Source organism: Streptomyces sp. YKOK-I1, from assembly GCF_054660435.1.
This window is the reverse complement of the sequence record NZ_BAAGDR010000001.1, coordinates 369844-393036: the sequence shown is the minus strand read 5'-3', so window position 1 is coordinate 393036 and position 23193 is coordinate 369844. Positions and strand designations below refer to the sequence as shown.

Here is a 23193-nt window from a genome sequence, read left to right as displayed (position 1 = left end):
TCAGCTCCCCTTGACGGTGAAGCCCTGGCCCTTGGCGTACGTGGTCAGCCGTGACTCCCAGGTGCCGAGGGCGGCGACCGTGTCGGACTTGTCGGCGAGCGACTTGCCGACGGTCTCCGTCCAGTCGGTGGCCGCCTGGTCGAGGAACGGCGGCCACTGGAAGGAGGCGTTGACGGTGGAGCTGATGTCGGCGAAGACCTGGTTGACCTTCTGGCCGCCGTAGAAGGCGGGGGCGTCGGCGGTGAACTCGGCGTCCGTCAGCAGCGCCTTGGTCGCGGGGAAGAAGAACTGCTCGGTGGCGAACATCCGGGCGCTGGCCGGGTCGCTGTTGAGGAACTGCGCGAACATCGCCGCCGCGACGGGGTTCTTGGTGGAGCGGATGACCGCGGTGGTGGAGCCGCCCCAGTTGCCCGAGCTGGGCTTCGCGGCGTCCCACTGCGGCAGCGGGGCGGCCCGCCACTTGCCGGAGGTCGCCTTGGCGGAGCCGGAGAGGAACACCGGGCCCCAGGCCGCGGTCAGCCAGGTGGCGTACTTGCCCTTGTTGAGGGCTGCGTACCAGGAGTCGGTGAAGTCCGGCTCGACCCCGATGACGCCTTCCTTCGCCAGCCCGCCCCAGTAGGCGCCGAGCTTCTTCGACACCGCGTCGTCGACGCTGATGGTGATGTCGCTCTTGCCGGAGGTGACGTAGGGCTTGGCGCCCGCCTGCCACAGCAGTCCGTGCCAGGCGGCGACCTGATTGGCCGCGAGGTTGGTGAGGTACACGTCCGGGTCGGCCCTGTGCAGCTTGCGGGCGGCCTCGGCGAACTCGTCCCAGGTGCCGGGGACGTCGATGCCGTGCTTGTCGAAGATGTCCTGCCGGTACAGCATGCCCATCGGGCCGGTGTCCTGCGGGATCGCCCACACCTCGCCGTCGCTGCCGCTGACCTGGCTCCAGGTCCAGTCCACGAACTGCGACTTGAGGGCCGAGGCGCCGTACGGCCGCAGGTCCAGCAGGCTGTTGGTGATGGTGAAGGTGGGGATGGCCTGGAACTCGATCTGGACCATGTCCGGGGCGCCGCTGCCGGCCTTCAGGGCCGTGCGCAGCTTGGTGTACTGCGGGGTGCCCTGACCGGCGTTGACGACCTTGACCTTGATCGCCGGGTACTTCTTCTCGAAGAGGGCGACCTCCTTGGCGATGTTCGGGACCCACGTCCAGAACGTCAGCTCGGTCGGCGTCTTCATCGCCTTGTCGATGTCGGCCTGGCTGACCGGCTTGGAGGAGGCGGAGGAACCACCGGAGCCGCTGCCGCCGCAGGCGGTCAGGGCGGCGCCGAGCGACAGGGCTCCGGTGGTGGCGAGGAAGAGTCGGCGGCTCATCGGGGCGGAGCCGGAGAAGGGCATGGAGGTGTTTCTGGGCATGGTGGACTCCCGCCGGGGCGAAGAAGGGGGCACGCGGGGCGAGGGCGTGCGGGGGTGAAGGGAAGAGCCAGGGGGGAAGAGCGGTGCATCAGGGAGAGCGCGACGCGTCCACCGCGCGGGTACGCCGACGGGGCCGGGTACGCCGATGGGGGGTGAGGGTGGGTCGCGGGCCCGCTGCGGTCAGGGGCGGCCCAGGGGGCGCGCGGGCGACGAGGTGAAGGGGGTGATGGGGGAGGGCACGTGCGGGACGGGTACGGCGGCTCGACCGTCGGTCACGCGCGGTGCCGGGGGCTCAGGGGCCGGTGGACGGGTCAGGGGCGACTGGACGGACCTCCGTTCGTCGGCCGGGGTGCGGGGGCGCCTCCGTCGGGACGGGAGGCGGTGGGGGCAGTGGTGTGCCGCGCGTGGGCCGGGGTCGTCCGGTCGGCGGGGGGCGCGGTCGAGGCGCGTACGACGAGGTCGACCGGTGGGTCGCTCGGCGGCAGGGGGGCGGCGTCGGGGTTCTCGATGGCGTGCACGAGACGCTTGAGTCCCTCCTCGGCCACGGTGTCGAAGGGCTGGCGCACCGTGGTCAGCGGGGGAGTGATGTAGGCGGCTACCGGGACGTCGTCGAAGCCGACGACGCTCACGTCCTGCGGCACCCGCAGTCCGGCCTCCGTCAGCGCGCGGATCAGTCCGATCGCCATGTCGTCGTTGGCGACGAACACGGCGGTGAGATCGCCGTCGGCCGCGAGCTGGAGACCCGCCCGGTATCCGGAGGCGGCCGACCAGTCGCCCTCGACGACCGGTGGCACCCGCCTGCCGTGCGCGGTCAGCGTGGCCCGCCATCCCTCCAGCCGGTCCCGGGCGGCGTACCACCGCTGCGGACCGGCGAGGTGATGGACCGTCGGGTGCCCGAGGGCCAGCAGGTGCTCGGTCGCCGTACGGGCCATGACATCGGCGCCGTCGCCGGCCGTCAGCACCGTGGGCGCGGTCAGCCCGGGGGGCGCGCCGAGGACCAGGACCGGCACGTCGACCCGCAGGGCCATCTCTCCCCCGGGCCCGGTCTCGTCGATCGGCTCGGAGATGACGATGCCGTCCACGCCCTGGTCGAGCAGCGAGTCCACGGCACCGGCCACCCCGGCGGGGTCGCCCTCCACGGTGTTGACGACCCGGAGCGCGTAGCCCGTGTCCCGGACGACCCGCTCGACGCCCATCAGGAGCGAGGCGGGGCCGTACAGGGCCGTGCCGAGGGTGACCACGCCGATGGAGCGGCTGCGGCCGGAGGCCAGCGCGCGGGCGGCGTTGTTGCGCCGGTAGCCGAGCTGCTCGGCCGCTTCCAGGACCCGACGGCGGACGTCGGCCGAGACGTACGGCTCGTCGTTGAAGACGCGTGACACCGTCTTCTGCGAGACCCCGGCCAGCCGGGCGACGTCCACACTGCGCGCCGCCGCGGAACTGCTGCCCCGCCCTGTCGCTCGCGTCATGGTGTCTCCCGGTGTGGCCGAACGGTCGTACTCGCGCACTGATGATGTCAGACGCCACGCGGTGAAGCGCGTCTGACTGCGTAGTCATGTCTGCGCTGTCATGTCTACGCAGTCATAGGCGGGGCGTCAAGGGGTCGGACCGTAACGGAGTGGGAGACGGGCCATGCGCCTGAATACACCATTCCGTGCGTACTGTCGACGCGTTTGCCCTCACAGCCCACTCCCAAGCGACTGTTACGGTCAAAGTGTCGACAGATTGCGCCACTTGATGGACCATCAGCCATGCGCGCAGGGACGCGCGACGTCCTCACCCTCAGGACCCTCAGGAGCCGTCATGAACGCGACCGCCCCCGGCATCAGCAGAAGGACCCTCCTCGCCCTCCTCGCCGTCACGGGCGCCGCCGGCCTCGCACGGCCGGCCCGCGCCTTCGCCGCGCAGGGCACGACGAGCACCGCCACCGCCACCACGACCACCACCACGACTGCGACCGCCACAACGACCACGGTCGCCGGCCAGGACCTGGCCGGGATCGCCGCCAACCCGTCCTTCACCTTCGGAACCGATCTCGCCGGAACCGCCGGCGCGGGCGAGGCCTCGCCCATCACGGCCGCCTACTGGCTCGGTGCGTACGAGGTCACCAACGCCCAGTACCTGGAGTTCGTCACCGACACCGGCCATGAGACGCCCCCCTACTGGGACAACGGCACCTACCCCACCGGAAAGGCCGACCACCCCGTCCTGACCGTCTCCCTCGACTCGGCCACCGACTACTGCTCCTGGCTCACCGACCGCGCGTCCGACGACGGCTGGACCTTCCGGCTGCCCACCGAGGCCGAGTGGGAGAACGCCGCCTCCGGTCCCGACGGCCTCAGCTACCCCTGGGGCGCCACCGCCGGCACCACCTACGCCGACCTGGTGCTCACCAGCAACTACAACTACATGGCCGTGTGCGCGGCCTACGAACTCGCCGAACACGGCTCCGACCTCGCCACCTACACCGCCACCGGCTCCGACCTCTACGGCCAGAGCTTCCCGATCTCCGAGATCCTGTCCATCGGCAGCACCGGCACCGTGGCCGGCTGGAACGTCACCGCCAGCCGCACGGGCTTCATCTACACCGACGTCTACGACGAGATCACCGAGGCCGGCGGCTACACCACGCCCGTCACCACCTACGCCGGCGGGGTCAGCGCCGACGGCGTCTGGGACCTGTGCGGCAACTGCTGGGAGTGGACCACCTCCGTCATCACCGCCACCCACGGCGGCGAGATGGGACAGCAGGTCAACGCCATCCGCGGCGGCTCCTGGTACGCCAACCTCAACAGCTGCACCGCCGTCTACCGCGGCGAGGGCCGCGACCCGTCCGGCCGCTACCCGACGGTCGGCTTCCGCGTCGCCGCGACGGCCACGACGGGGTGACGGCCGCGACAGGGTGACACCTCCGGCATGAAGCGGCCCGGCCCGGCCCGGTCCGACGGCAGGGGGCCGGGCCGCTACCGGAGGCGCGTACCCCGGCACACCCGTAGGGGGCACCTCCTGCGCCACCCGCGGGGGCATCCTTCGGCACACCCGTCGGGGCCCCGGGACCCGCCGGGGTGCATCTTCGGGGACACCCGTCCGGGGCACTCTCCGGCACACCCGCGGGGGCACACGCTCCAGCACACCCGTCTGGGGCACAGGCACATCCGTCGAGGGACCCGGGGATCCGCGGGCGTTACGTCCCGGGACACTCGTCGAGGACACCAGCGGGGACACCTGCGGGGGGCATCCCCGGTCCATCCGTCTGGGGCATCCCCCAGCGCGCGGGGGCATGCTTCAGCACACCCTCCGGAGTCCGCGGGACACGCGCCGAAGTGCATCCTCCAGCGCACGCGCCGGAGGCGCCCCCCGGCACACCCCGCCTGGGTCCCGGTCGTGCCGTGGGGATGGCCTCAACCCTCGGCTGTCCCGGCCGTACCCCGGTGCAGGGCCGCCGATGTCCGGCCCTCATCCGGGCAGGGGCCGCCGAGAACGGGAAGCCGGGTCGTTTCGATCGGTGTGCCAGGGGGCGTGGGTGGGGTGATGTTTCGGGCCGGTGGCTGTCCTGTCCTACCCGGTCCTGTCCTGCCCTGTCATGAACTCCGCCTCAGCGGGAGCGGATCAGTAGCAGGGCGATGTCGTCGCTGCGGGGTGCGGAGCGGCGGGCGTGGCGGACGAGGGTGTCGGCGAGGGCGTTCATGGTGCGGGCTCCGCTGCGGCCGACTCGCTCGGCGAGGGTGTCGAGTGCGTCGCCGATGTCGATCCCCGGGGCCTCGACGAGGCCGTCGGTGTACAGGACCAGCACCGAGCCCGGTGGCAGCGGGATCTCCGTCGACGGGTAGTCGGCGGCCGGATCGATGCCGAGGAGGAGACCCGGTGGCAACCCCAGGATCTCGGTGCGCCCGTCGGGGTGGCGCAGCAGCGGCGGCGGATGACCGGCCGTCGCCAGGCAGGCCCGGTGGGCGGCCAGGTCGATGTGGGCGTAGAGGCAGCTGGTGAACAGGCCGGGGTCGAGGTCGGTGAGGAGTCGGTTGGTGCGGGTGAGGACCTCGCCCGGGGAGACGCCCGCGGTGGCGTGGACGGCGGTGCGGACCTGTCCCATCAGGGCGGCGGCGTTGACGTTGTGGCCCTGGACGTCACCGATCGCCGCGGCCGCCGAGTCGGCGTCGAGGCGGATCAGGTCGTAGAAGTCGCCGCCGATGTCCAGGCCACGGGTGGCGGGCAGATAGCGGGCGGCCACGTCCAGACCGGGGATCTCGGGCAGCGTGTGGGGCAGCAGACCGGCCTGGAGGTTGTGGACCAGCTGGTGCTTGGCGTCGTAGAGCCGGGCCCGGTCGAGGGCCTGGGCGATCAGCCCGGCGGTGGAGGTGAGGACGGCACGCTCCTCGGGGGCGAAGGGGTGCGGTGTGTCGTAGGCCAGGACCAGGGAGCCGACCGGCCGTCCGGAGGTGATCAGCGGCAGGAAGGTCCACGAGGACATGCCGTCCTGGAGCTCGGCGGGCGGATAGGCCCGCTTGAGTTCGGCGAAGGACGCGAAGAACGCCGGGACACCCGTCGTCAGGGCCCGCACGGCCGGTGTGTCCGAACTGAGCGGGGCGGCGTCGAAGCGCTCCATCAGCTCGGCCGGGTAACCGCGGTATCCGATGATCCGCAGCCGGCCGTCCTCCGCCGTCATCAGCGCCAGCGCCCTCGCCCCGAACGCGGGCAGCACCTGGTCGGCGACCTGGTCGACCACGTCCCGGACACCGACGGCCTCGGTGAGCGTGGCCGCCAGATGCATCAGGTGGTACAGCGTGACGGCCCGCCCCGGCGTGGCCCCGGAGGCCGGGGCGGAGCCCGCGGGCTCCACGACCGGGGCGAGGGCGTGGGCGGAGTGGGCGGGGGTGATGTGCACGCTGACCCCGGAGGCGTCCGCGTCCAGCCGGAAGGACAGCCACCGGTCCGGCGGACGCAGCGCGGTGAACGAGGTGGGTTCCCGGCTGAGCACGGCCGCCCGGTAGCTGTCCTCGGCCACCGGGTCGTCCAGCCAGGGCAGGGCCTCCCAGGGCTTGGTGCCGAGCAGCTCGGGGATGCCGGCCCCGAGCAGTTCGGCGCCCCTGGTGGTGACGAAGGCGATCCGGCCGTCCACGTCCAGGGACAGACAGCCGCCCGGGATCCGCTCGGCGAAGTCGACCGCGGCCTGCGCCTGGGCCGCGTCGGCCGTCCGCACCCTCGGCGCGGACAGCATCAGCGGCTCGGCGCCGGGCCGTACCGGACGCCCCTCGTCGGCGGCCAGTCGCAGCAGCGCCCCCAGCCGCCGGCAGATCACGCCGACCGCGTCGCGCTCCGCGGGGCTGAGCTGCGGCGGATGCCGGGCGGGCCACTGGAGCACGAGACCGCCCCAGGTGTCCGTGCCGGTCGTGAGGGGGGCGGCGGCCATCGTGAAGCGGTACGGCACCACGAGCGCCAGACGCGGATAGCGGCGCGCCAGCTCCTCCGGCCCGCCCACCCACACCAGGCGTCGCTCCCGGACCGCGTCCGACACCGGGGACGCGGTCTCCAGCGCCACCCGCGCCCAGGGGCGGGAGATGTCGTACGACGCCCCGCCCAGCACCGCCAGCCGCAGCACGGGCTCGTCCGGCGGCAGCAGATACACCGCCGTCACCGAGGCGCCCGTCTCCCGCCCCGCCTCGACCACGGCGGCCCGCAGCAGCTCCGGACCGGCCCCGACGTCGACGGCGTCAGCCCCCGGCACTCTGGCGACCTCCCGTACCCCCGTCCGCACCGGGCCCCGGCCGGTCCGTCGGCGCACACGCCGACCACCGGCCCCTGCACTCACGAGCCGCCGACCGGGCACACGCAACGGCCCCCATGTACGGACCATAAGCCCGCGGCGGGACGACGGCACGTCCGGTGCCGTCCCCGCTCCCGTTCGAGGTCGGCGCCGAACCGTATCGAGGTCGGCGCCGCTCCGGTTCGGGGCCGTCGCCGTCCCGGCTCGACGGCGCCCGCCGGTTGCTCCGTGGCCATGTCCCTCCCCCGAATCTCGCTCATGTGCCCACCTCACGGCGCGTACGTGAGGTGCGGCCGGGGCGGGGCCTGCATGCCGGAGCCTAGGAAGGAGTCGACAAAGGCCCGCGGACCGTGAACGGCACAGCGGGCCCCGTCGGCGAGGAGGTGACCCGGCACTTCGACATCGCGGCGGTCCGCAGGTCCCGACCGCGACGGCCGGGGCCCTGCGGACCGTCGCTCACTGTCCCGGGGCGAGGATGTACGTGTTGAGGGTGCCGACCTGGCTGAGCGGGGTCGGGGAGCCCAGGTCGTAGCGGTCCACGGCGAGGTAGGTGGGCTTCTTGCGCGCGGCGGGCGTGCAGAAGTTCTGCGCGCGGTTGAGGAGCTTGCCGTTGTCCGTCGTGGCGGTGCCGCTGATCGTGTAGTCCCGGAAGTGGTTCATCACGAACAGCGGGTGGAAGGCGGCCGAGTCCACGGTCAGCGGCCTGCCGGTGCCCCAGCGGCTGTAGCAGGACCAGTCGGAGTCGCCGAGCCCGCCGCCCATGGACCAGTAGTTCTCGACGGTCCACTCCCGCTGGTACATCACACCATAGGTGTCACGGGTGGCCCAGCCGTTCGCGGTGTCGCTCGCCCGGGTCCGGTCGCTGAAGATCAGCAGCTGCTTGCCGCGCGCCGAGAGGTCCGCCATGGTCGGCCAGCCCTTGGTCGCCACCCCCTCCTGGTCGGGCCGGTACAGCACGTCGGAGAGCCCGCTCACGGCGGCCAGCGAGGCCTTCAGCACGTCGGAGGAGGCGTAGTCCTCCAGGAACACGGTGACGAACTGACCCGGGTTGGCCTTCAGGAAGTCGACCATGCGCTGGAGGTCGGTGGCGAGCGGGACGGGGCTGCTCACCCCGTCACAGCTGTTGTGGCAGAGCACGGCCTGCCCGGAGACGGTGTAGTCGTCCAGCATGAACCCGCGCACGCCGTCACCGAGCTGGCGGCTGATGCCGTAGTTCTGGTTGGGGAAGAGATTCACCGGGAACGAGGCGAAGTTGCCGTCGACGCCGTTGGCGAAGGCGTTGTGCGAGGTCAGGAAGGTGACCTGGTCCAGGGTGCGGGTGTCGGTGGAGGGCATCGACGCGGTCGCGTAGGACACCGGGGTGAGGTACCAGCGGGCGAGATCACCGGCCGAACCGAGCGCCACGGCACTGGAGTCGGAGGACGAGGCGGTGAGGTACTGCGAGGTGCCGGGGGCGCTCACGGTGTACGTGCTGTCCGTGCCGGCGGTGATCGTCCACACGGTGCCCGTCGTCCCGCACGAGGCGGTCACCGCGGAGGTGCCGCTGCGGCTGAGACAGGTCCCGGACTCGTCGGAGTTCCGCAACTGATAGCCGCCGTCGACCGCGACCGGGGTCCACTGCTGATGGTCCTCGTTCCCCTTGGGGTTGTGCGCGGCGACCGTGCCACCGCTGTCGGCGGCGTTCAGGCCGGTGGCGTAGTTCTGCAGATAGACCGAGGAGACGGGGACGGCCGCCGTGGCCTGCCCGGGGGACAGGACCGGCAGGGCCAGGGCGAGCGCGGCGGAGCCGCAGAGAAAGCGCAGAGGGCGCAGACGCACAGGAGTTTCCTTTCCACTCCAGCACTCCAGTGTGATGGCAGAGGCATGACATACCGCGACCCCCCTCCCGCGCCAGGCCTCTCACCTGAACTCACCATAAGGATTCGATATCTGACGTCCAGTCACCGACTGTTCGCCCTCATTGCCTGCTCGGCGGTTGTGGGACAGGTCACAGTTGAGGTTGACCTTGGGGCAGGGTGGAGGCTCGTCGCAACGGCACGACGACGACCCGGGAGCGACCGATGCGAAGGAGCACCATGTCCACCTACCTCTCCGGTCAGGGGGAAGAGCGCCCGATGCTGCAGAAGGCGATCGAGGAGCTGGTCGAGTCCGGTTTCGTCGGGGTCCAGCTCCGGCTGAACGACGAGCGGGGCGAATGGGTCGGCAGCGCCGGTGTGCGGATGCTGGGTCGGAGTGCCGAGCCGCTGACGGACGGGCACTTCCGGATCGGCAGCAGCACCAAGAGCTTCGTCGCCACGTCGGTGCTGCTGCTGGTGGCCGAGGGCAGGATCGGCCTGGATGCCCCGGCCGACGACTACCTGCCCGAGTTCGCTCTCGACCGGCGGATCACCGTGCGGATGCTGCTGCAGCACACCAGCGGGATCTTCAACCACACCGGCGAGCTGCGCGAGGACGGGACGGTCGTGCCGGGGGTCCCCTGGCAGGGCAAGGAGTGGGTGGACAACCGGTTCAAGACCTATCGGCCCGAAGAGCTGGTACGGCTGTCGTTGTCCCAGCCGGCGCGGTTCGCTCCGGGCGCGGGCTGGAGCTACGCGAACACCAACTACGTGCTGGCCCGGCTGGTGGTCGAGAAGGTCACAGGCCGTTCGTTCGCCGAGGAGTTGCGGCGGCTGATCCTGGGACCGCTGGGGATGACCGGCACCGTGGCGCCGGGCACCTCACCGGAGATTCCCGAGCCGCACCACCACGGGTACTACCGCTACGAGGACGCCGGGCAGGAGCGCACGGTCGATGTCACCCGTCAGAACCCGTCCTGGGTCGGAGCCGGCGGTGACATGATCTCGACGACCCGGGACCTGCACACGTATTTCTCCGCACTCATGGGTGGCAGGCTCCTGCCGGCGGAACTGCTGGCCGACATGCGCAGGCCGGAGGCGACGGCCGGGTACGGCCTGGGGGTGTTCGCCCAGGAGACGGAGGGCGGCACCGTCTTCCACCACAACGGAGCCACCATGGGCTCGGCGGCCCTGATGTACAGCACCTTCGACGGCGGCAAGACCCTGACCGCCGGGCTGACCTGGGTGGACGACGCCGGTCTGTCGATAGCACCGGCATTCCGGATCGCCCAACAGCGTGTCGTCGACGAGATGCTCTGCGGCAAGCTGGGCTGATGAGGAACGGAGTCACGATCGGACAGGCGGCGGCGTTCGTCGGCGTCACGGTGAAGACGGTGCGGCACTACCACAAGCTCGGCCTGGTCGCGGAGCCGGAACGGGACAGCTCCGGCTATCGGCGGTACGGGTCCGACGAGCTGCTTCAGCTGGTGCAGGTGCGGACGTTGGCCGCCGCGGGCGTGCCGCTGGCCGAGATCGGGCCCATGCTCGACGCCGATGCCGCGCGGTTCGGCGCCGCGCTCGCCGCCGTCGAGCAGCAGCTCACCGAACGCATCGCCGAACTGGTCGCTCGTCGCGACACGCTGCACCGGCTCGCCGACGGCGACCGGGCCCTGCTGCCCGATCGTGCCTGTGCGGTCCTGGACCGGATGCCCGGCCTCGGCTTCGGCCCCGACTACGTGGCGGCGCAACGCGAGGCCCTGGTACTGGCCCGGGCGCTGGTGCCGGAGGTCTTCGGCGGGTTCCTGGCCCAGCTCGAACACGGGCTGGAGGACCCCGAGTACATCGAGCTGGCCAAGCGCGGCTGGGAGGCCGAGACCTGGGAGCCGGACGACCCGAGGATCGAAGAGCTCGCGACAGCCATGGCCGACCGCTATCTCGCCAATCCCGCGCTGCTGGGGGATCACGCCAGCCTTCAGGCATGGGCCAGGGCCTCGGCCCAGTACAAGCTGATCAACAACCACCGCCAGGACCGGGCGCCGGTCGCGGCCCGGCTGACCGCGCTCACCGAGACCAGACTCCGCTCCGCGGGCGTACCCCCGCCGCACCGATGACGGAACCTCACCGAGTCGCGCACCCCCGTGCAGTGCGGAGATCGCCCCGCCGTCGACCCGGACGTCCACGCCCGTCAGGAAGGACGCCTCGTCGGAGAGAAGGAACGCGACCACGGCGGCGACCTCCTCCGGCCGGCCCTCGCGGCCCAGCGGGGTGCGCTCGACGATGGCCTTCATGGACGGGTGCCGGGCGGCTTCCTGCCGCCCCTGCGGCGTGCCGATGATGCCGGGGGACACCGAGCACGACCAGTTCGACGCGGGGCGTGGTCACCGAGTACACCGACCGGAGTTCGAGGTCCGTCCCGCCCTCCGGCAGGACCACGTGCGAGCGGTCGGCGAGCTGCTCGCACCAGGTGTGTCCCCATGGCGCCGACAGCTCGGCCGCGGCCGAACCGACGTCGTCGACGACCAGTCCGACGTGGAACAGGTCCGCCGCCCCCCATGCTCGAAAGCGCTGTTCTCTGTCACGAGAATCAGCGGTCGCCGCGCAACCAGGCCTCCAGCACGGCGAAGTCGGACGCCGTCAGTCCGGTCCCGGAGTCGACACGGTGGAGCAGGGCGCACCCCCGATGGTGCCTCGACACCCAGGCGTGGTCGAGACCGGTGATCTCGTCGTCGACCCAGACGAACGGGCGCCCCGCCGCCAGCCGGACCAGCGCACGCGTCTTCCAGTGCAGCGCGCCCGTCTCGTCCTCCATGGGTGCCTGCGGCAGCCCCGCCACCGGCAGCGCGGGCAGCCCGAGCAGCGGCGCTATCACGTCGTTGGCCTTGGCCATCCAGGCGGTGGCCCACATCAGGGCGCAGGGGAGCGCCAGCAGCCGAGGACCATGCGCCAGGTCGATCCTCGCCAGCTGAGGATTCGACACGTCCTCCCAGGCGTCCCACCCCTGAGGGCTCGAGGGCAACTGCGCGCCGCCGTACGGCAGGACCGTTCCGTCGACATCCAGGAAGAGCAGCGGAAGCTCCATGTGATCAGGCATGGCCGCACCGTAGCGGCCTCGGGTCACACCTGCTCGGGGGGTACGCACAGCCACGCGATGCCCGCGGCCACGACGTACGCGAAGGCGCCCACGGCCATGCTGACGCGCAGCCCGGTGCCGGGGTCCGCCGCCGTGGCCAGGAGGCTGCCGCCGAGGGCCACGGCGGTGGCGCTGCCGAGCTGACGCGTGGTGTTGAACAGCGCCGAGGCGGTGCCCGCGTAGCCCGGGGGAGCGGCGGACATGACCGTGGTCGTCGTCCCGGTGAGGGCGAAGGACGTGCCGAAGCCGGCGGCCATCATGGGGGCGACGAGGAGCGCGTAGGCGGGGTCCGCTCCGGAGGCCGCCCAGCCGGCCAGTCCGAGGGCGGCGGTGAGCATGCCGGCGACCACCAGCGGACGGTCACCGGTACGGCGGGTGAGCCGTCCGGACAGGACGGAGGCGAACGTGGTCATCGCCACCGCCGGGAACAGCGCCAGCCCGGTGGCGAGGGCGCTGTAGCCGCGCTGCTGCTGGAAGTCGAGGCTGGCGGTGAACACCATGCCGTAGAAGGCGAAGTTGAACAGCAGGCCGATGACGGCGCCGCCGCTCAGCGCCCGGGAGCGCAGCAGGTCCAGAGGCAGGACGGGGGTGCGGGCCAGCCGCTCGCGCACCGCGAAGGCCAGGGCGGCGAGCACCGCCAGGCCGATCCCGGCGAGCACGGCCGGATCGGACCAGCCGCGCCGTCCGGCCTCGTTGAGCGCGGCGGTCAGCAGGGCCACGGCCGCCACGACGGCGCACTGCGCCGGCCAGTCCATCACCCGGGCCGGGTGCCGGGGCGAGCGCGCCACATGCCGCAGCGTCAGCGCCAGACAGGCCGCGCCGACGGGCAGGTTGATGAGGAACACCCACCGCCAGCCCACCGTGGACACGAGCAGCCCGCCGAGCAGCGGCCCGGCCGACGCCGCGATGCCCGCCATCGACCCCCACAGCCCGAAGGCCCGCGCACGGGCGGCGGGCGCCGGGTAGGCCTGCTGGAGCAGGGCCAGCGAACCCGGCACGATCAACGCCGCGCCGAGCCCCTCGACCAGCCGGGCGACGACGAGGAAGAGGGCGTTCGGGGCGAGGGCGCAGGCGGCCGAGGAGGCGGTGAACACCCCCACGCCCAGACAGAAGACCAGCCGGTTCCCCAGCCGGTCGCCCAGCGCACCGCCCGTCAGCAGGAACCCGGCGAAGACCAGGGTGTATCCGTCGGTGGTCCACTGGATGCCGGTGAGCGAGGCCGACAGCTCCCGGCCGATCACCGGGACCGCCACGTTGATGACGGTCACGTCCAGGATGACCATGAAGTATCCGGCGCACACCGCCAGCAGCGGCGCCCATGCCCGCCGCCCGGGCTGCACGGCCGGTCCACGAGAGGGCATGGGCTCACATTACGTGACATTTACGGCGTAACTCGGGAAGCGGCCACCGGCCTTGCCCGCTCGCTCCCCGCCTCAGGCGAAACCGCCGTTGCTCATCAGCAACTGGCCGTTGATCCACCCGCCCTCGTCCGAGCACAGGAAGTCCACGAGGTGCGCGGTGTCCCGCGGGGTCCCGAGGCGGCCGAGCGGTGTGCCGCGGACGCAGTGCTCCTTGATCTCCTCCGACATCCAGCCGGTGTCGACCGGCCCGGGGTTGATCGCGTTGGCGGTCACCCCGAGGTGCGCGAGTTCGCGGGCGGCGGCCAGGGTGATGCGGTCCAGGGCGCCCTTGCTCGCCCCGTAGGGAAGGTTGCCGACGGTGTGATCACTGGTCAGGCTGATGATCCGCCCGGTCCCCGGTGCCGCGGTGAAGCGGCGTCCGAACTCGCGGATCAGCAGCCAGGAGGCGCGCGCGTTGACCGCGAAGTGCCGGTCGAAGCTCTCGACGGTGGTGTCCAGCAGCCCGGAGTCCACCGACTCGCAGTGACACATCACCAGCGCGGTGACAGGGCACCCCAGTTGTTCCTCGGCCGCGTCGAAGACCCGCGACGGAGCACCCGGATCGGCGAGATCCGCCTCGATCGCCGCGCTGCGCGCACCGGCCTCGGCCAGCGTCCGGCCGATGGTCCCGGCCGCGCCGGATTCCCTGCCCCACTCCATGCGATCGTCGTACGGGGCCCAGTAGGTGAAGCCGATGTCCCAGCCCGACGCGGCCAGCCTGCGCGCGATGCCCGCACCGATGCCGACGGTCCGCCCCACCCCGGTGACCAGGGCGAGCGGGCGGGCGGCGCCGTGGGCGGCCCGGTGCTGATCGCTGTTCGTCGTCACGGACCGGGATCGTCCACGACCGGCACCGCAGGGGCAATCGCTTTTCGCGTGCGCGGCCCCCGCTGCCGTGCGTCCGCCAGGTACTGCAGCACCGCCGCCATCCGCCGGTCCACCTCCTCCGTCAGGGCCAGGCCGAGCCTGGCGAAGACGCCGCGGATGCGCCCGTGCACGGTCCGGCCTCCTCCTCGCCGCCCTCCCCCTCGAGCTCCCGACCCGCCGAGCCCTGCGCACGGCAGCGGCGGAGGCAATCCGCGCGAGCTGAACTTGCCTCGGATATAGGGCTGTTGCTGGCTGACGGCCCCGAACAGCCGCACTGATACGGTCCGATCATGCCGCGCCTCGTGGAAGTCCCCGGGTACGTACGCTTCTGGACCGCCTCCGCCGTATCCGCCTTCGGCTCCCAGATCACGGGGCTGGCCCTGCAGGTCCTCACCGTCGTGGCGCTGGGCGCGTCCGCCACGGAGGTGGGCATCGTCAACGCCGCCCGCTGGCTGCCGTATCTGCTCTTCGGGCTCGTGGCCGGTGTGCTGGTGGACCGCTGCCGGCGGGGGCCGCTGATGGTCGGCACGGATCTCGGACGGGCGGTCCTGCTCGGTGCGATACCCCTGCTCTACGCGCTGGACCGGCTCACCATCCCGGCGGTGTGCGCGTGCGTCTTCGCCGTCGGCGTGCTGTCCCTGCTGTTCGAGGCGGCGAACCAGTCGTACGTGCCGCGACTGGTCCCCGAGGACCTGCTCAACGCCGCCTACGCCCGGGTGGAACAGGCCGGCGCGGTGGCGGGTTCGACCGGCCCCCTCGTCGCCGGGGCGCTGATCAAGCTCATGGGGGCGCCGCTCGCCGTGCTGGTGGACGCCCTCACCTATCTGATGTCGGGGCTGTTCCTCGCCTCGGTGAAGGCACCCGATCCGGTTCCCGGACGGGATGCGCGGCGGAGTGTGGGCAGCGAGCTGCGCGAGGGGCTCGCCTGGGTCTACCGGCATCGCACGCTGGCGTCCATCGCCCTGACCTCGCACGCGATGCTCCTGTTCAACAGCATGGTGAGCACGGTCTTCGTGGTCTTCGCGCTGCACGAGCTGAAGATCGGGAGTTTCGGTCTGGGGGTCACCTACGCCTGCGCCGGTGCGGGCGCCGTGCTGGGCGGCGCGCTCTCCGGCCGGGTCGTGCGGGGGCTGGAGGTCGGCGCCACGCTGATCGTCTTCCGGGTGGTCGCCGCCGTCGGCTGGCTGCCCCTGGTCCTGGCCCAGCGCGGAGCGTGGGCCCTCGTCTCCGTCGCGCTCGCCTACTTCACCGTCTCCCTGGCGATCGGCATCGAGAGCCCGGTGGAGATGAGCTACCGGCAGTCGGTGACGCCCGACCGGCTGCGCGGGCGGATGAACGCCACGATCCGCTCGATGAACTGGGGCATGGTCGCGGTCGGCGCACCCCTCGGCGGCATCCTCGCCGACCGGATCGGCTACCGCTTCGCCCTGACGGTCGGACTGGTGGGAGCGGTGGCGCAGGCACTCGTGCTGGCCCTCTCACCCACGCGAGGGGCTCGGTCCGACAACACGCCTGCACAGCAGGCCAGTTGCTGATTTCCCCTGGTGCACCCCGCCCATTTATGATCTTGGTCGTGACTGTGCAGAATTCTGACAAGACGCTCTCCCGCAAGCAGAGGCTCCAGGAGAAGCAGCGCCGCCAGCTCTCGGTGGTCGACACGGTGGACAAGGCGGAGGCCAAGGTCCGCAAGGCGGAGTCCGAACTGGCGGTGGCGGTCGCCGAGGCGGTGCAGGTGTTCGGCGACGAGAAGTCCGCGTCCGAGGGGCTCGACATGGCGTCCGAGGCGATCCGGCGCTTCCTGCGCATGGCTCAGGAGGAGACCGCGAAGACCGAGGAGCCGGCAGAGGAGGCCTGACCAGGAGCGCTTCGGTCACCGCACCCGGACACCGGCGTCAGGCGCCGCCGGCGGACACATGACGCGCCAGCTCGGTGGCCAGGCGCCGCATCACGGTGCGGTTGGCGCGCCGCATCGTGGACCGTACGACCGGGGCCAGCAGCCGGTCGGCCAGCGGGGCGCGCACCCAGGCGTACGTGAACGCGACACGGCTGCCGCCGCCGGGCAGCGCCTCGATCGTGTAGGTGCCGTGAGCCAGACGCCGGCCGGCCGCGCTGACGTTGCGTTCGACGATGCGCCGCGGCGGGTCGGACTCGACGACCTCGATGTCCACGTCGCTGCGCACGCCGCCCAGCGCGACGGTGACGGTGGCCCGCGATCCGACACCGCGGTCCGGGCCGCCGTAGCGCCAGCCGGTCAGATAGTGGTCGGTGAATCGCTCATGGTGCGCCATGACGTCGAGGAAGCCGTAGGCCTGCTCGGGCGTCTGCGGTACGTCGATCGACACGGTGACGGGCTTCATGGCTCACACGGTACGGCGACTCCACCGCGAGCCCCAGTTCACCGCCGGTCGATCCGATCGCCGAATCCGGTCCGCCAGGTCGGCCACCGCGGCTGCCAACCCCGGCTGCGCGCCAGCGCGTTGAGAGCGCCGCGTGCCCATTCCTGACGGCCCGTCACCGGCTCGGGCGCGGGCACGCCGAGCGCTCGGGCCAGGACCGGAAGCCACGCGCGCGCGGGGGCGGGCTCGTCGTCCACGACGTTGACCGCTCCGCCCGGCCAGTCGAGCGCGGCCACCGCCGCGCCCGCCGCGTCGGCGACGTGCACGAAGGACCCGACCGCGTCGTCCGCCTCGGTGCTCCCCAGGAACCGCGCCGACCGGTCGCCGGCCAGCGCCGCGGCGAGCGCGCCGCCGGGTGCGTACCAGGTGCCGGGCCCGTACAGCAGGCCGTAGCGCAGCACGACCGCCGTCTCCAGCTCGGCCGCGGTCTCCTCCAGGGCCCTGACGGCGGCCACCATCCGGGCCCGGGGTTCGGCGGCCGTGCCGTCGAGCGGCACCGACTCCGTGGCGGGGCCTTCGCCCGGCGCGTACGCCCAGGAGATCGACTGCGCGACGATCCGCCCGACCCCGGCCGCCTTCGCCGCCTCCACCAGGTTCCGGGTGCCCTCACGGCGCAGCCGGCCGTTGGCGGTCCCGTCCGCGCCGGAGAGGTCGGTGAGCTGGTGCATCACGACGTCCGGCGAGGCCGCGCCGACCACCTGGCGCAGTCCCGCCGCGTCCAGCGCGTCCGCCCGCACCCCGCTCGCCCCCAGGCCCCGGATCCGCTCGACCCCGGCCGGGGTGCGTGAGACCGCGGTGACCTCGTGCCCGGCCGCGACGAGCATCGGGACGAGCAGTCTGCCGACGGCACCGGTCGCGCCGGCGACGAGGACACGCATGAGAACTTTCCCTTCAACGGACTTTTCGACGGCCTGCGGGGCGAGTCCGGTGGCCTGCGGCCGAACGTCCGCTCAGCCCGGGTGATCCAGCTCCCGCTCGTCCATTCCGGCCATGAGCGCCTGATGGCTGCGGCGGACGTGCTCCCGCATGACGCGTTCGGCACCGTCGCCGTCCTTGGCGAGGATGAGGTCGACGACACGGTGGTGCTCATGGTCGGACTCGCTGAGCCGGCCCGGCTGGGCGAGCGAGGTGCGCACCAGCCGGGAGTAGGCGAGCTGGTTCATGAGCGTCCGGTAGTGCGCCTCCAGCTTGGTGTTGTCGGCACCCGTGACGATCAGGTCGTGGAACTCATGGACGAGCTGCGCGTACCGGTCGGTGTCGCCCGCGCGCACGGCCTCGTCGGCCTCGCGCATGTTGTCCTGCAGCCGGACCGTCTCCGGCACGGCACCCCGCAGGGCCAGCAGCCGGGCGGCCGCACCCTCCAGCAGCTCCTTCATCTGGAACAGCTCGGTGATCTCCCGCCGCGAGGGCACCGCGACGAAGGTGCCCACCCGCGGCCGCACCTCCACCAGTCCCTCGATCTGCAACTGCTTCAGGGCCTCGCGGATCGGCGTACGGCTGACCCCGAAGGTCTCCGACAGTGCCATCTCGGACAGGCTCGACCGCGGCGCCAGCTCACCGGTGATGATCATCTGGCGCAGCTCCTCGGCGACCCGGGCCTGCATGCTGGTCTGCTGCAGCGGTTTCCGCGCCCGCCCACTGGGTTGTTGCATGGTACGCGAACGTAGTGCGGTCGAGGGTGTGGCGTCAACCAGGCCTGTCCGACCTGTGCCATGCAAGCAAGCGTCGGGAGGGTGACGGGGATCCGGCGGCGGCCCGCTCTGCCGAAGGTGCCTCGATCCGTCTGTTCCCGGCGCCCACCTGCGGTGCTCTCCTCTTTGCGACGAGAGTATTGACACGGTTGTGTGCGCTCCTTACCGTCCTCTGCCATACAAGAGCTGACCGGCAGGCCTGTTACGGCTTCTCTCGGCATCTCGCACACGGAGCAGGAGTACCCGTATGACAGAAGGAACGCCGGCGCCGGTGTACGGCAGCGCGGTCACGAAGGTCGAGCCGTTCGGTGTCGATCACATTCCCGACCATGAGCGGCACGGGAAGCCCAGTTCGCAGTTCTTCGTCTGGTTCGCGGCGGGTCTGAACTTCCCGATCATCCTGCTGGGGTTCAGTGCGGCGTGGTTCGGGCTGAGTTTCGGTGCGGCGGTGGCGGCGATCGTCATCGGGGCGGCGCTGGGGTCGGTGCTGATGGCGGTGATGTCGCGGATGGGGGTGCGGCTGGGGGTGCCGCAGCAGATCCAGGCGCGGGGGCCGCTGGGGTTCTTCGGCAACTTCCTGCCGGTGGCGTACATCAACGTGTTCGCCGGGGTGGGCTGGGCGGCGGTGACGGTGATCCTGGGCGGCAAGGCGTTCGCGGAGCTGACGCATCTGCCGTACTGGCTCTGCTCGGGGGCCCTGACCGCGATCCAGCTGGTCGTCGCGATCTACGGCTACAACATGATCAACTACCTGCAGAAGGTGCTGACCTACGTCCTGACCCCGCTCTTCCTGCTGATCACGGTGGTCGCCGTGGTCCGCGGCGGCAGCCTCTTCCACGCCGACCCGAAGGCGGCCGGCTACATCGGCTCCACCGGCGGCTGGATCACCTTCGGCGGCTGGTTCCTCTCCTTCCTTGTTGCCTGGGCCCCCTTCGCCTCCGACTACTCCCGCTACCTGCCCGACACCCCCCACGTCGTCACCCGCACCGCCTGGTACACCGGCCTGGGCAACTTCGTCACCATCTGCTGGCTCGGCATCCTCGGCGTCGTCGTCGGCGGCAGCGCCACCAGCTCCGACTCCATCACCGCCCTGCACGAACTCGCCGGCCCCTTCGCGATCCCCGCGCTCCTGGCGGTCGGCCTGTCCGCCCTCGCGCAGAACTTCCTCAACGTCTACGGCGGCGCCATCTCGGTCCAGACACTGAAGATCCCGGTCAGCCGCTCCCAGGCCGTCACCGTCATCTGCCTGCTCGCCTACGTCATCAGCCTGTGGGGCGAGTCCGGCACCGAGGCCAAGTTCAAGGTCTTCCTCAACCTCACCGCCTACTTCATCGCCCCCTTCGCCGCCGTCCTCCTGCTCGACTTCTACCTCGGCGGCCGCTCCCAGGCGGCCCGCGTCGACGAGCTCTACGACCGCCGCCGGGTCCTGGACTGGGGCTTCGTCGCCTGGGCCGGCGGCGTCGCGGCCTCCGTCCCCTTCTGGCAGTCCAGCTTCTACACCGGCCCCTTCTCCCGCGCCTTCCCCGGCGCCGGCGACCTGAGCATGTTCGTCGCCGCGGCAGGCGGCACGGTTTTCTACCTTCTCACCTACCGCCTCAAGCCCCTCTGGACCCGCGAGGGTCAGGCGCCGGTGCGCACGGTCGACAAGGCGTCCGCCGAACTCTCCTGACGGCTTGTCAAGGCCGGTCGCCATGTCCTTCGGGGCGTGGTGGCCGGCCCTTCGGCTTACCGGGAGCTTCCCGCGCGGACATCACGCCGTAACGAACCGGGCGTCTACTGGTGTGCAACGATGATTCCTGTCAGTGGACATCTCTCGGGAGGCCCCCATGACGACCGACCAGGCGGACCAGACAGACCGGACAGATCACGACCGGACAGATCAGGCCGACCTCGCCGAACTGGTCCGGCGCGACGGCATCGGGTTCGTGCTCGCCGTCTTCGTCGACCTCACCGGCAAGCCGTGCGCCAAGCTGGTCCCCGCCCAGGCCGTCGAAGAACTGCGCGACGAGGGCGTCGGCTTCGCCGGATACGCCGCCGGAGCGCTCGGCCAGCGGCCCAGCGACCCCGACGTCGTCGCCCGGCCCGACGTCACCTCGTACACCCCCCTCCCGTTCGTGAAGCCAGGCCTCGCCCTGGTCCACTGCGACCCGTACGTACGCGGCGAGCCCTGGCCCTACGCCCCGCGCGTGATCCTGCGGTCGCTGCTGGAGCGGGCCGCCGCGCGGGGACTCTCGCTGGCCGTCGGCGCCGAGGTCGAGTACTTCCTGGTCAACCGGGACGAGCACGGCACGCTCAGCGTCGCCGACCCCCGGGACACCGCCACCCAGCCCTGTTACGACGCCCGTGGGCTGACCCGGATGTACGACCACCTCACCGCCGTCTCCGGCGCGATGAACAGCCTCGGCTGGGGCAACTACGCCAACGACCACGAGGACGGCAACGGACAGTTCGAGCAGAACTTCCGGCACGCCGACGCCCTCACCACCGCCGACCGGGTCATCACCCTGCGCTATCTGGTCTCGGTGCTCGCCGAACAGCGCGGCATGACCGCCACGTTCATGCCGAAGCCGTTCACCGACCGCACCGGCACCGGTATGCATCTGCACCTGTCGCTGTGGCGGGGCGACGAGCCCGCCTTCCCGGACCCGACCGACACGCGGGGCCTCGGCCTCTCCCCGCTCGCCTACTCCTTCGTCGCCGGGATCGTCGAGCACGCACGGGCCCTCCAGGCCGTCATCGCGCCCACCGTCAACTCCTACAAACGCACCGGCGCCGTCTCCACCCGCTCGGGCGCCACCTGGTCGCCACGCGTGGCGGGTTACGGCGGCAATGACCGCACCCACTTCGTCCGCGTCCCCGACGGCAACCGCGTCGAACTGCGCGGCGGGGACGGCGCCGCCAATCCCTACCTCGCCGCCGCGGCCACGCTGGCCGCGGGGCTCGACGGCATCGAGCGCGGTCTCGACCCGGGAGAGCCCGGTGCCGTGGGCAAGGGCCCCGAACTCCCGCCCACGCTGCTGCACGCCGTGGAGGCCCTGCGGGCCGACGACGTCATCAGCGGCACCCTGGACGCGGCCGGGCCGGGGGTGAGCCAGTACTTCGCCGACCTCAAGCGCGAGGAGTTCTTCGACTGGCACTCCACCGTCGGCGCCTGGGAGCTGGACCGTTATCTGACCGCCTTCTGAAGGGACTCGAGATGTGCGGAATCGTCGGGCTCCATCTACGGGAGCCCTCCTTGGAACCCCGGCTGGGCGAACTGCTCGCCGCGATGCTGGGACAGGTCGTCGAACGGGGCCCGGACTCGGCCGGTGTCGCCGTCTACGGCGACCCCCGGCTGACCCCGGCGGGCACGAACGTCGTCTCGCTGCTCGGCACATCGAAGGCCGAGGTCGAGGCGGCACTGCCGGGCGCGGTGGCCTTCGACGCCGACGCCACGACCGTCGTGCACGCCGAGGCCGCGCGGCTCGCCGCCGCCCTGCCGCACGCCAGGGTGATCGGCTCCGGCGAGGGGTGTGCCGTACTCAAAGGCACCGGCAACCCCGTCACGCTGGCCGAGTCCTTCGGCCTCGCGGGCATGAGCGGCAGGCAGGGCGTCGGGCACACCCGGATGGCCACCGAGTCGGCGGTCACACCCGAGGGCGCCCATCCCTTCTCCGTGGGACCCGGCCAGTGCCTGGTGCACAACGGCTCCTTCGCCAACCACGCCACCATCCGCCGCGAACTGCGCGCCCAGGGAGTGCGGTTCGACAGCGAGAACGACTCCGAGGTCGGCGCCCGCTTCATCGCCCACCACCTGGCGCAGGGCGCCGACCTGGAGAAGGCGCTGAAGCTGCTCTGCGAGCGCTTCGACGGCTTCTACACCCTGCTGGTGTCCACCGGTGACTCCTTCGCGGTCGTCCGCGACGCCATCGCGTGCAAGCCGGCCCTGGTCGCGGAGACCGGCGCCTGGGTGGCGATGGCCTCCGAGTACCGGGCGCTGGACGTCCTGCCGGGCATCGAGCACGCCCGCATCTTCGAACCCGAGCCGGAAGAGGTGTACGTGTGGCGACGCTGATCGACCTGGCCGAGAGCCCCGTGCGGGAGCTCAACCGGGCCCTGCACACACCGGAGGCGACCGCCTACCGCGTCCTGCACCCCCGTGGGGCGCACGCCGTGGCCTGCGGCATCCGCGAGCACCTCAGCGTCGACGTGGAGGGGCACGTCGGCTACTACTGCGCCGGGATGAACCAGCACGCCACGGTCACCGTCCACGGCAACGCGGGCACCGGGGTCGCCGAGAACATGATGTCCGGCACGGTCCGGGTCCGGGGCAACGCCTCCCAGTCGGCCGGCGCCACCGCCCACGGCGGCCTGCTGGTGATCGACGGCGACGCCTCGGCCCGCTGCGGCATCTCGATGAAGGGCGTGGACATCGTCGTCGGCGGGAACGTCGGCCACATGAGCGCGTTCATGGGGCAGGCCGGGAGGCTGGTCGTCTGCGGTGACGCGGGCGACGCGCTGGGGGACTCCCTGTACGAGGCCCGGATCTACGTGCGCGGCACGGTCAGGTCCCTCGGCGCGGACTGCGTGGAGAAGGAGATGCGCGCGGAACACCTCTGCGAGCTCACCGAGTTGCTGAAGGCGGCGGAGCGGGACGAGGAGCCGGGTGATTTCCGCCGGTACGGCTCCGCCCGGACGCTGTACCACTTCAAGGTCGACAACGCGGCCGCGTACTAGCT

At 71.8% G+C, this 23193-nt stretch carries 20 protein-coding genes and 1 pseudogene; 9 read left to right on the top strand and 12 right to left on the bottom strand.

All coding sequences use genetic code 11. The annotated features are described in order from the left end of the window. Window positions 1–1398, bottom strand: coding sequence for an ABC transporter substrate-binding protein (locus ACYQ8Q_RS01830; protein WP_460061152.1), 1398 nt, complete (start codon window positions 1396–1398; stop codon window positions 1–3). 311 nt (window positions 1399–1709) lie between these two features. Then, complete coding sequence (locus ACYQ8Q_RS01825; protein WP_460061150.1) at window positions 1710–2864, bottom strand: LacI family DNA-binding transcriptional regulator; 1155 nt, start codon at window positions 2862–2864, stop codon at window positions 1710–1712. Between the two features lie 334 nt (window positions 2865–3198). On the opposite strand from ACYQ8Q_RS01825, the gene ACYQ8Q_RS01820 reads away from it, so the two are divergent. After that, entirely contained in the window at window positions 3199–4284 is a 1086-nt protein-coding gene (locus ACYQ8Q_RS01820; protein WP_460061148.1) for a formylglycine-generating enzyme family protein, read from the top strand. A gap of 706 nt (window positions 4285–4990) precedes the next feature. Here ACYQ8Q_RS01820 and ACYQ8Q_RS01815 read toward each other — a convergent pair. Both ACYQ8Q_RS01815 and ACYQ8Q_RS01810 read right to left on the bottom strand, forming a co-directional pair. Further along, the gene (locus tag ACYQ8Q_RS01815; RefSeq protein ID WP_460061145.1) at window positions 4991–7246 is read right to left on the bottom strand and encodes a SpoIIE family protein phosphatase; all 2256 of its coding nucleotides are present in this window, start codon (window positions 7244–7246) and stop codon (window positions 4991–4993) included. 366 nt (window positions 7247–7612) lie between these two features. Then, entirely contained in the window at window positions 7613–8974 is a 1362-nt protein-coding gene (locus tag ACYQ8Q_RS01810; RefSeq protein WP_460061143.1) for an RICIN domain-containing protein, read from the bottom strand. A gap of 257 nt (window positions 8975–9231) precedes the next feature. Between ACYQ8Q_RS01810 and ACYQ8Q_RS01805 the strand changes: the two genes are divergently transcribed. Further along, entirely contained in the window at window positions 9232–10326 is a 1095-nt protein-coding gene (locus ACYQ8Q_RS01805; RefSeq protein ID WP_460061142.1) for a serine hydrolase domain-containing protein, read from the top strand. Next, window positions 10326–11102, top strand: coding sequence for a MerR family transcriptional regulator (locus ACYQ8Q_RS01800; protein WP_460061141.1), 777 nt, complete (start codon window positions 10326–10328; stop codon window positions 11100–11102). Before ACYQ8Q_RS01805 ends, ACYQ8Q_RS01800 begins: the two co-directional genes overlap by 1 nt. A 57-nt stretch (window positions 11103–11159) precedes the next feature. Here ACYQ8Q_RS01800 and ACYQ8Q_RS01795 read toward each other — a convergent pair. From ACYQ8Q_RS01795 to ACYQ8Q_RS01775, 5 genes and pseudogenes are all read right to left on the bottom strand, one after another. Further along, a pseudogene (locus ACYQ8Q_RS01795) lies at window positions 11160–11339 on the bottom strand (SDR family oxidoreductase); the annotation flags it as partial. 236 nt (window positions 11340–11575) lie between these two features. Continuing rightward, window positions 11576–12082, bottom strand: a complete 507-nt coding sequence (locus ACYQ8Q_RS01790; protein WP_460061139.1) for an HAD domain-containing protein — start codon at window positions 12080–12082, stop codon at window positions 11576–11578. Window positions 12083–12105: 23 nt separating this feature from the next. After that, window positions 12106–13482 carry an MFS transporter gene (locus ACYQ8Q_RS01785; RefSeq protein ID WP_460061137.1) on the bottom strand — a complete coding sequence of 459 codons (1377 nt, stop codon included), beginning with the start codon at window positions 13480–13482 and terminating at the stop codon, window positions 12106–12108. Between the two features lie 72 nt (window positions 13483–13554). Continuing rightward, a complete protein-coding gene (locus ACYQ8Q_RS01780) occupies window positions 13555–14349 on the bottom strand; it encodes an SDR family oxidoreductase (RefSeq protein ID WP_460061136.1) in 795 nt (264 codons plus the stop codon). Further along, complete coding sequence (locus ACYQ8Q_RS01775; RefSeq protein ID WP_460061134.1) at window positions 14346–14519, bottom strand: hypothetical protein; 174 nt, start codon at window positions 14517–14519, stop codon at window positions 14346–14348. Before ACYQ8Q_RS01775 ends, ACYQ8Q_RS01780 begins: the two co-directional genes overlap by 4 nt. A 159-nt stretch (window positions 14520–14678) precedes the next feature. Between ACYQ8Q_RS01775 and ACYQ8Q_RS01770 the strand changes: the two genes are divergently transcribed. Next, complete coding sequence (locus ACYQ8Q_RS01770) at window positions 14679–15923, top strand: MFS transporter (RefSeq protein WP_460061132.1); 1245 nt, start codon at window positions 14679–14681, stop codon at window positions 15921–15923. Window positions 15924–15961: 38 nt separating this feature from the next. Then, on the top strand, window positions 15962–16243 hold the full coding sequence (locus ACYQ8Q_RS01765) for a hypothetical protein (protein WP_460061131.1): 282 nt from the start codon (window positions 15962–15964) through the stop codon (window positions 16241–16243). Between the two features lie 37 nt (window positions 16244–16280). Here ACYQ8Q_RS01765 and ACYQ8Q_RS01760 read toward each other — a convergent pair whose 3' ends face one another. The 3 genes from ACYQ8Q_RS01760 to ACYQ8Q_RS01750 all read right to left on the bottom strand — a co-directional run bounded on the left by ACYQ8Q_RS01760 (window position 16281) and on the right by ACYQ8Q_RS01750 (window position 18436). After that, entirely contained in the window at window positions 16281–16745 is a 465-nt protein-coding gene (locus ACYQ8Q_RS01760) for an SRPBCC family protein (RefSeq protein WP_460061129.1), read from the bottom strand. 38 nt (window positions 16746–16783) lie between these two features. Beyond that, complete coding sequence (locus ACYQ8Q_RS01755; protein ID WP_460061127.1) at window positions 16784–17662, bottom strand: NAD-dependent epimerase/dehydratase family protein; 879 nt, start codon at window positions 17660–17662, stop codon at window positions 16784–16786. Between the two features lie 72 nt (window positions 17663–17734). After that, window positions 17735–18436, bottom strand: coding sequence for a GntR family transcriptional regulator (locus ACYQ8Q_RS01750; protein WP_460061125.1), 702 nt, complete (start codon window positions 18434–18436; stop codon window positions 17735–17737). A 286-nt stretch (window positions 18437–18722) separates the two neighbouring features. Between ACYQ8Q_RS01750 and ACYQ8Q_RS01745 the strand changes: the two genes are divergently transcribed. From ACYQ8Q_RS01745 to ACYQ8Q_RS01730, 4 genes are all read left to right on the top strand, one after another. Then, entirely contained in the window at window positions 18723–20144 is a 1422-nt protein-coding gene (locus ACYQ8Q_RS01745; RefSeq protein WP_460061122.1) for a purine-cytosine permease family protein, read from the top strand. Between the two features lie 157 nt (window positions 20145–20301). Next, window positions 20302–21660: a type III glutamate--ammonia ligase gene (gene glnT / locus ACYQ8Q_RS01740; RefSeq protein WP_460061121.1), complete on the top strand. Its 1359-nt coding sequence runs from the start codon at window positions 20302–20304 to the stop codon at window positions 21658–21660. Window positions 21661–21710: 50 nt separating this feature from the next. Next, entirely contained in the window at window positions 21711–22529 is an 819-nt protein-coding gene (locus tag ACYQ8Q_RS01735) for a class II glutamine amidotransferase domain-containing protein (RefSeq protein WP_460061119.1), read from the top strand. After that, window positions 22517–23191 (top strand): GltB/FmdC/FwdC-like GXGXG domain-containing protein, encoded by a 675-nt coding sequence (locus ACYQ8Q_RS01730; protein ID WP_460061116.1) that lies wholly within the window; start codon window positions 22517–22519, stop codon window positions 23189–23191. The genes ACYQ8Q_RS01735 and ACYQ8Q_RS01730 overlap by 13 nt, the downstream gene beginning before the upstream one ends. Window positions 23192–23193: the final 2 nt, after the last annotated feature.

What these genes read in the sequence shown, in the direction of transcription:
- ACYQ8Q_RS01830 (WP_460061152.1), bottom strand. Translation starts at nt 1,398, where the DNA reads ATGCCCAGAAACACCTCCATGCCCTTCTCCGGCTCCGCCCCGATGAGC.
- ACYQ8Q_RS01825 (WP_460061150.1), bottom strand. Translation starts at nt 2,864, where the DNA reads ATGACGCGAGCGACAGGGCGGGGCAGCAGTTCCGCGGCGGCGCGCAGT.
- ACYQ8Q_RS01820 (WP_460061148.1), top strand. Translation starts at nt 3,199, where the DNA reads ATGAACGCGACCGCCCCCGGCATCAGCAGAAGGACCCTCCTCGCCCTC.
- ACYQ8Q_RS01815 (WP_460061145.1), bottom strand. Translation starts at nt 7,246, where the DNA reads ATGGTCCGTACATGGGGGCCGTTGCGTGTGCCCGGTCGGCGGCTCGTG.
- ACYQ8Q_RS01805 (WP_460061142.1), top strand. Translation starts at nt 9,232, where the DNA reads ATGTCCACCTACCTCTCCGGTCAGGGGGAAGAGCGCCCGATGCTGCAG.
- ACYQ8Q_RS01800 (WP_460061141.1), top strand. Translation starts at nt 10,326, where the DNA reads ATGAGGAACGGAGTCACGATCGGACAGGCGGCGGCGTTCGTCGGCGTC.
- ACYQ8Q_RS01790 (WP_460061139.1), bottom strand. Translation starts at nt 12,082, where the DNA reads ATGCCTGATCACATGGAGCTTCCGCTGCTCTTCCTGGATGTCGACGGA.
- ACYQ8Q_RS01785 (WP_460061137.1), bottom strand. Translation starts at nt 13,482, where the DNA reads ATGCCCTCTCGTGGACCGGCCGTGCAGCCCGGGCGGCGGGCATGGGCG.
- ACYQ8Q_RS01770 (WP_460061132.1), top strand. Translation starts at nt 14,679, where the DNA reads ATGCCGCGCCTCGTGGAAGTCCCCGGGTACGTACGCTTCTGGACCGCC.
- ACYQ8Q_RS01760 (WP_460061129.1), bottom strand. Translation starts at nt 16,745, where the DNA reads ATGAAGCCCGTCACCGTGTCGATCGACGTACCGCAGACGCCCGAGCAG.
- ACYQ8Q_RS01755 (WP_460061127.1), bottom strand. Translation starts at nt 17,662, where the DNA reads ATGCGTGTCCTCGTCGCCGGCGCGACCGGTGCCGTCGGCAGACTGCTC.
- ACYQ8Q_RS01750 (WP_460061125.1), bottom strand. Translation starts at nt 18,436, where the DNA reads ATGCAACAACCCAGTGGGCGGGCGCGGAAACCGCTGCAGCAGACCAGC.
- ACYQ8Q_RS01745 (WP_460061122.1), top strand. Translation starts at nt 18,723, where the DNA reads ATGACAGAAGGAACGCCGGCGCCGGTGTACGGCAGCGCGGTCACGAAG.
- glnT (WP_460061121.1), top strand. Translation starts at nt 20,302, where the DNA reads ATGACGACCGACCAGGCGGACCAGACAGACCGGACAGATCACGACCGG.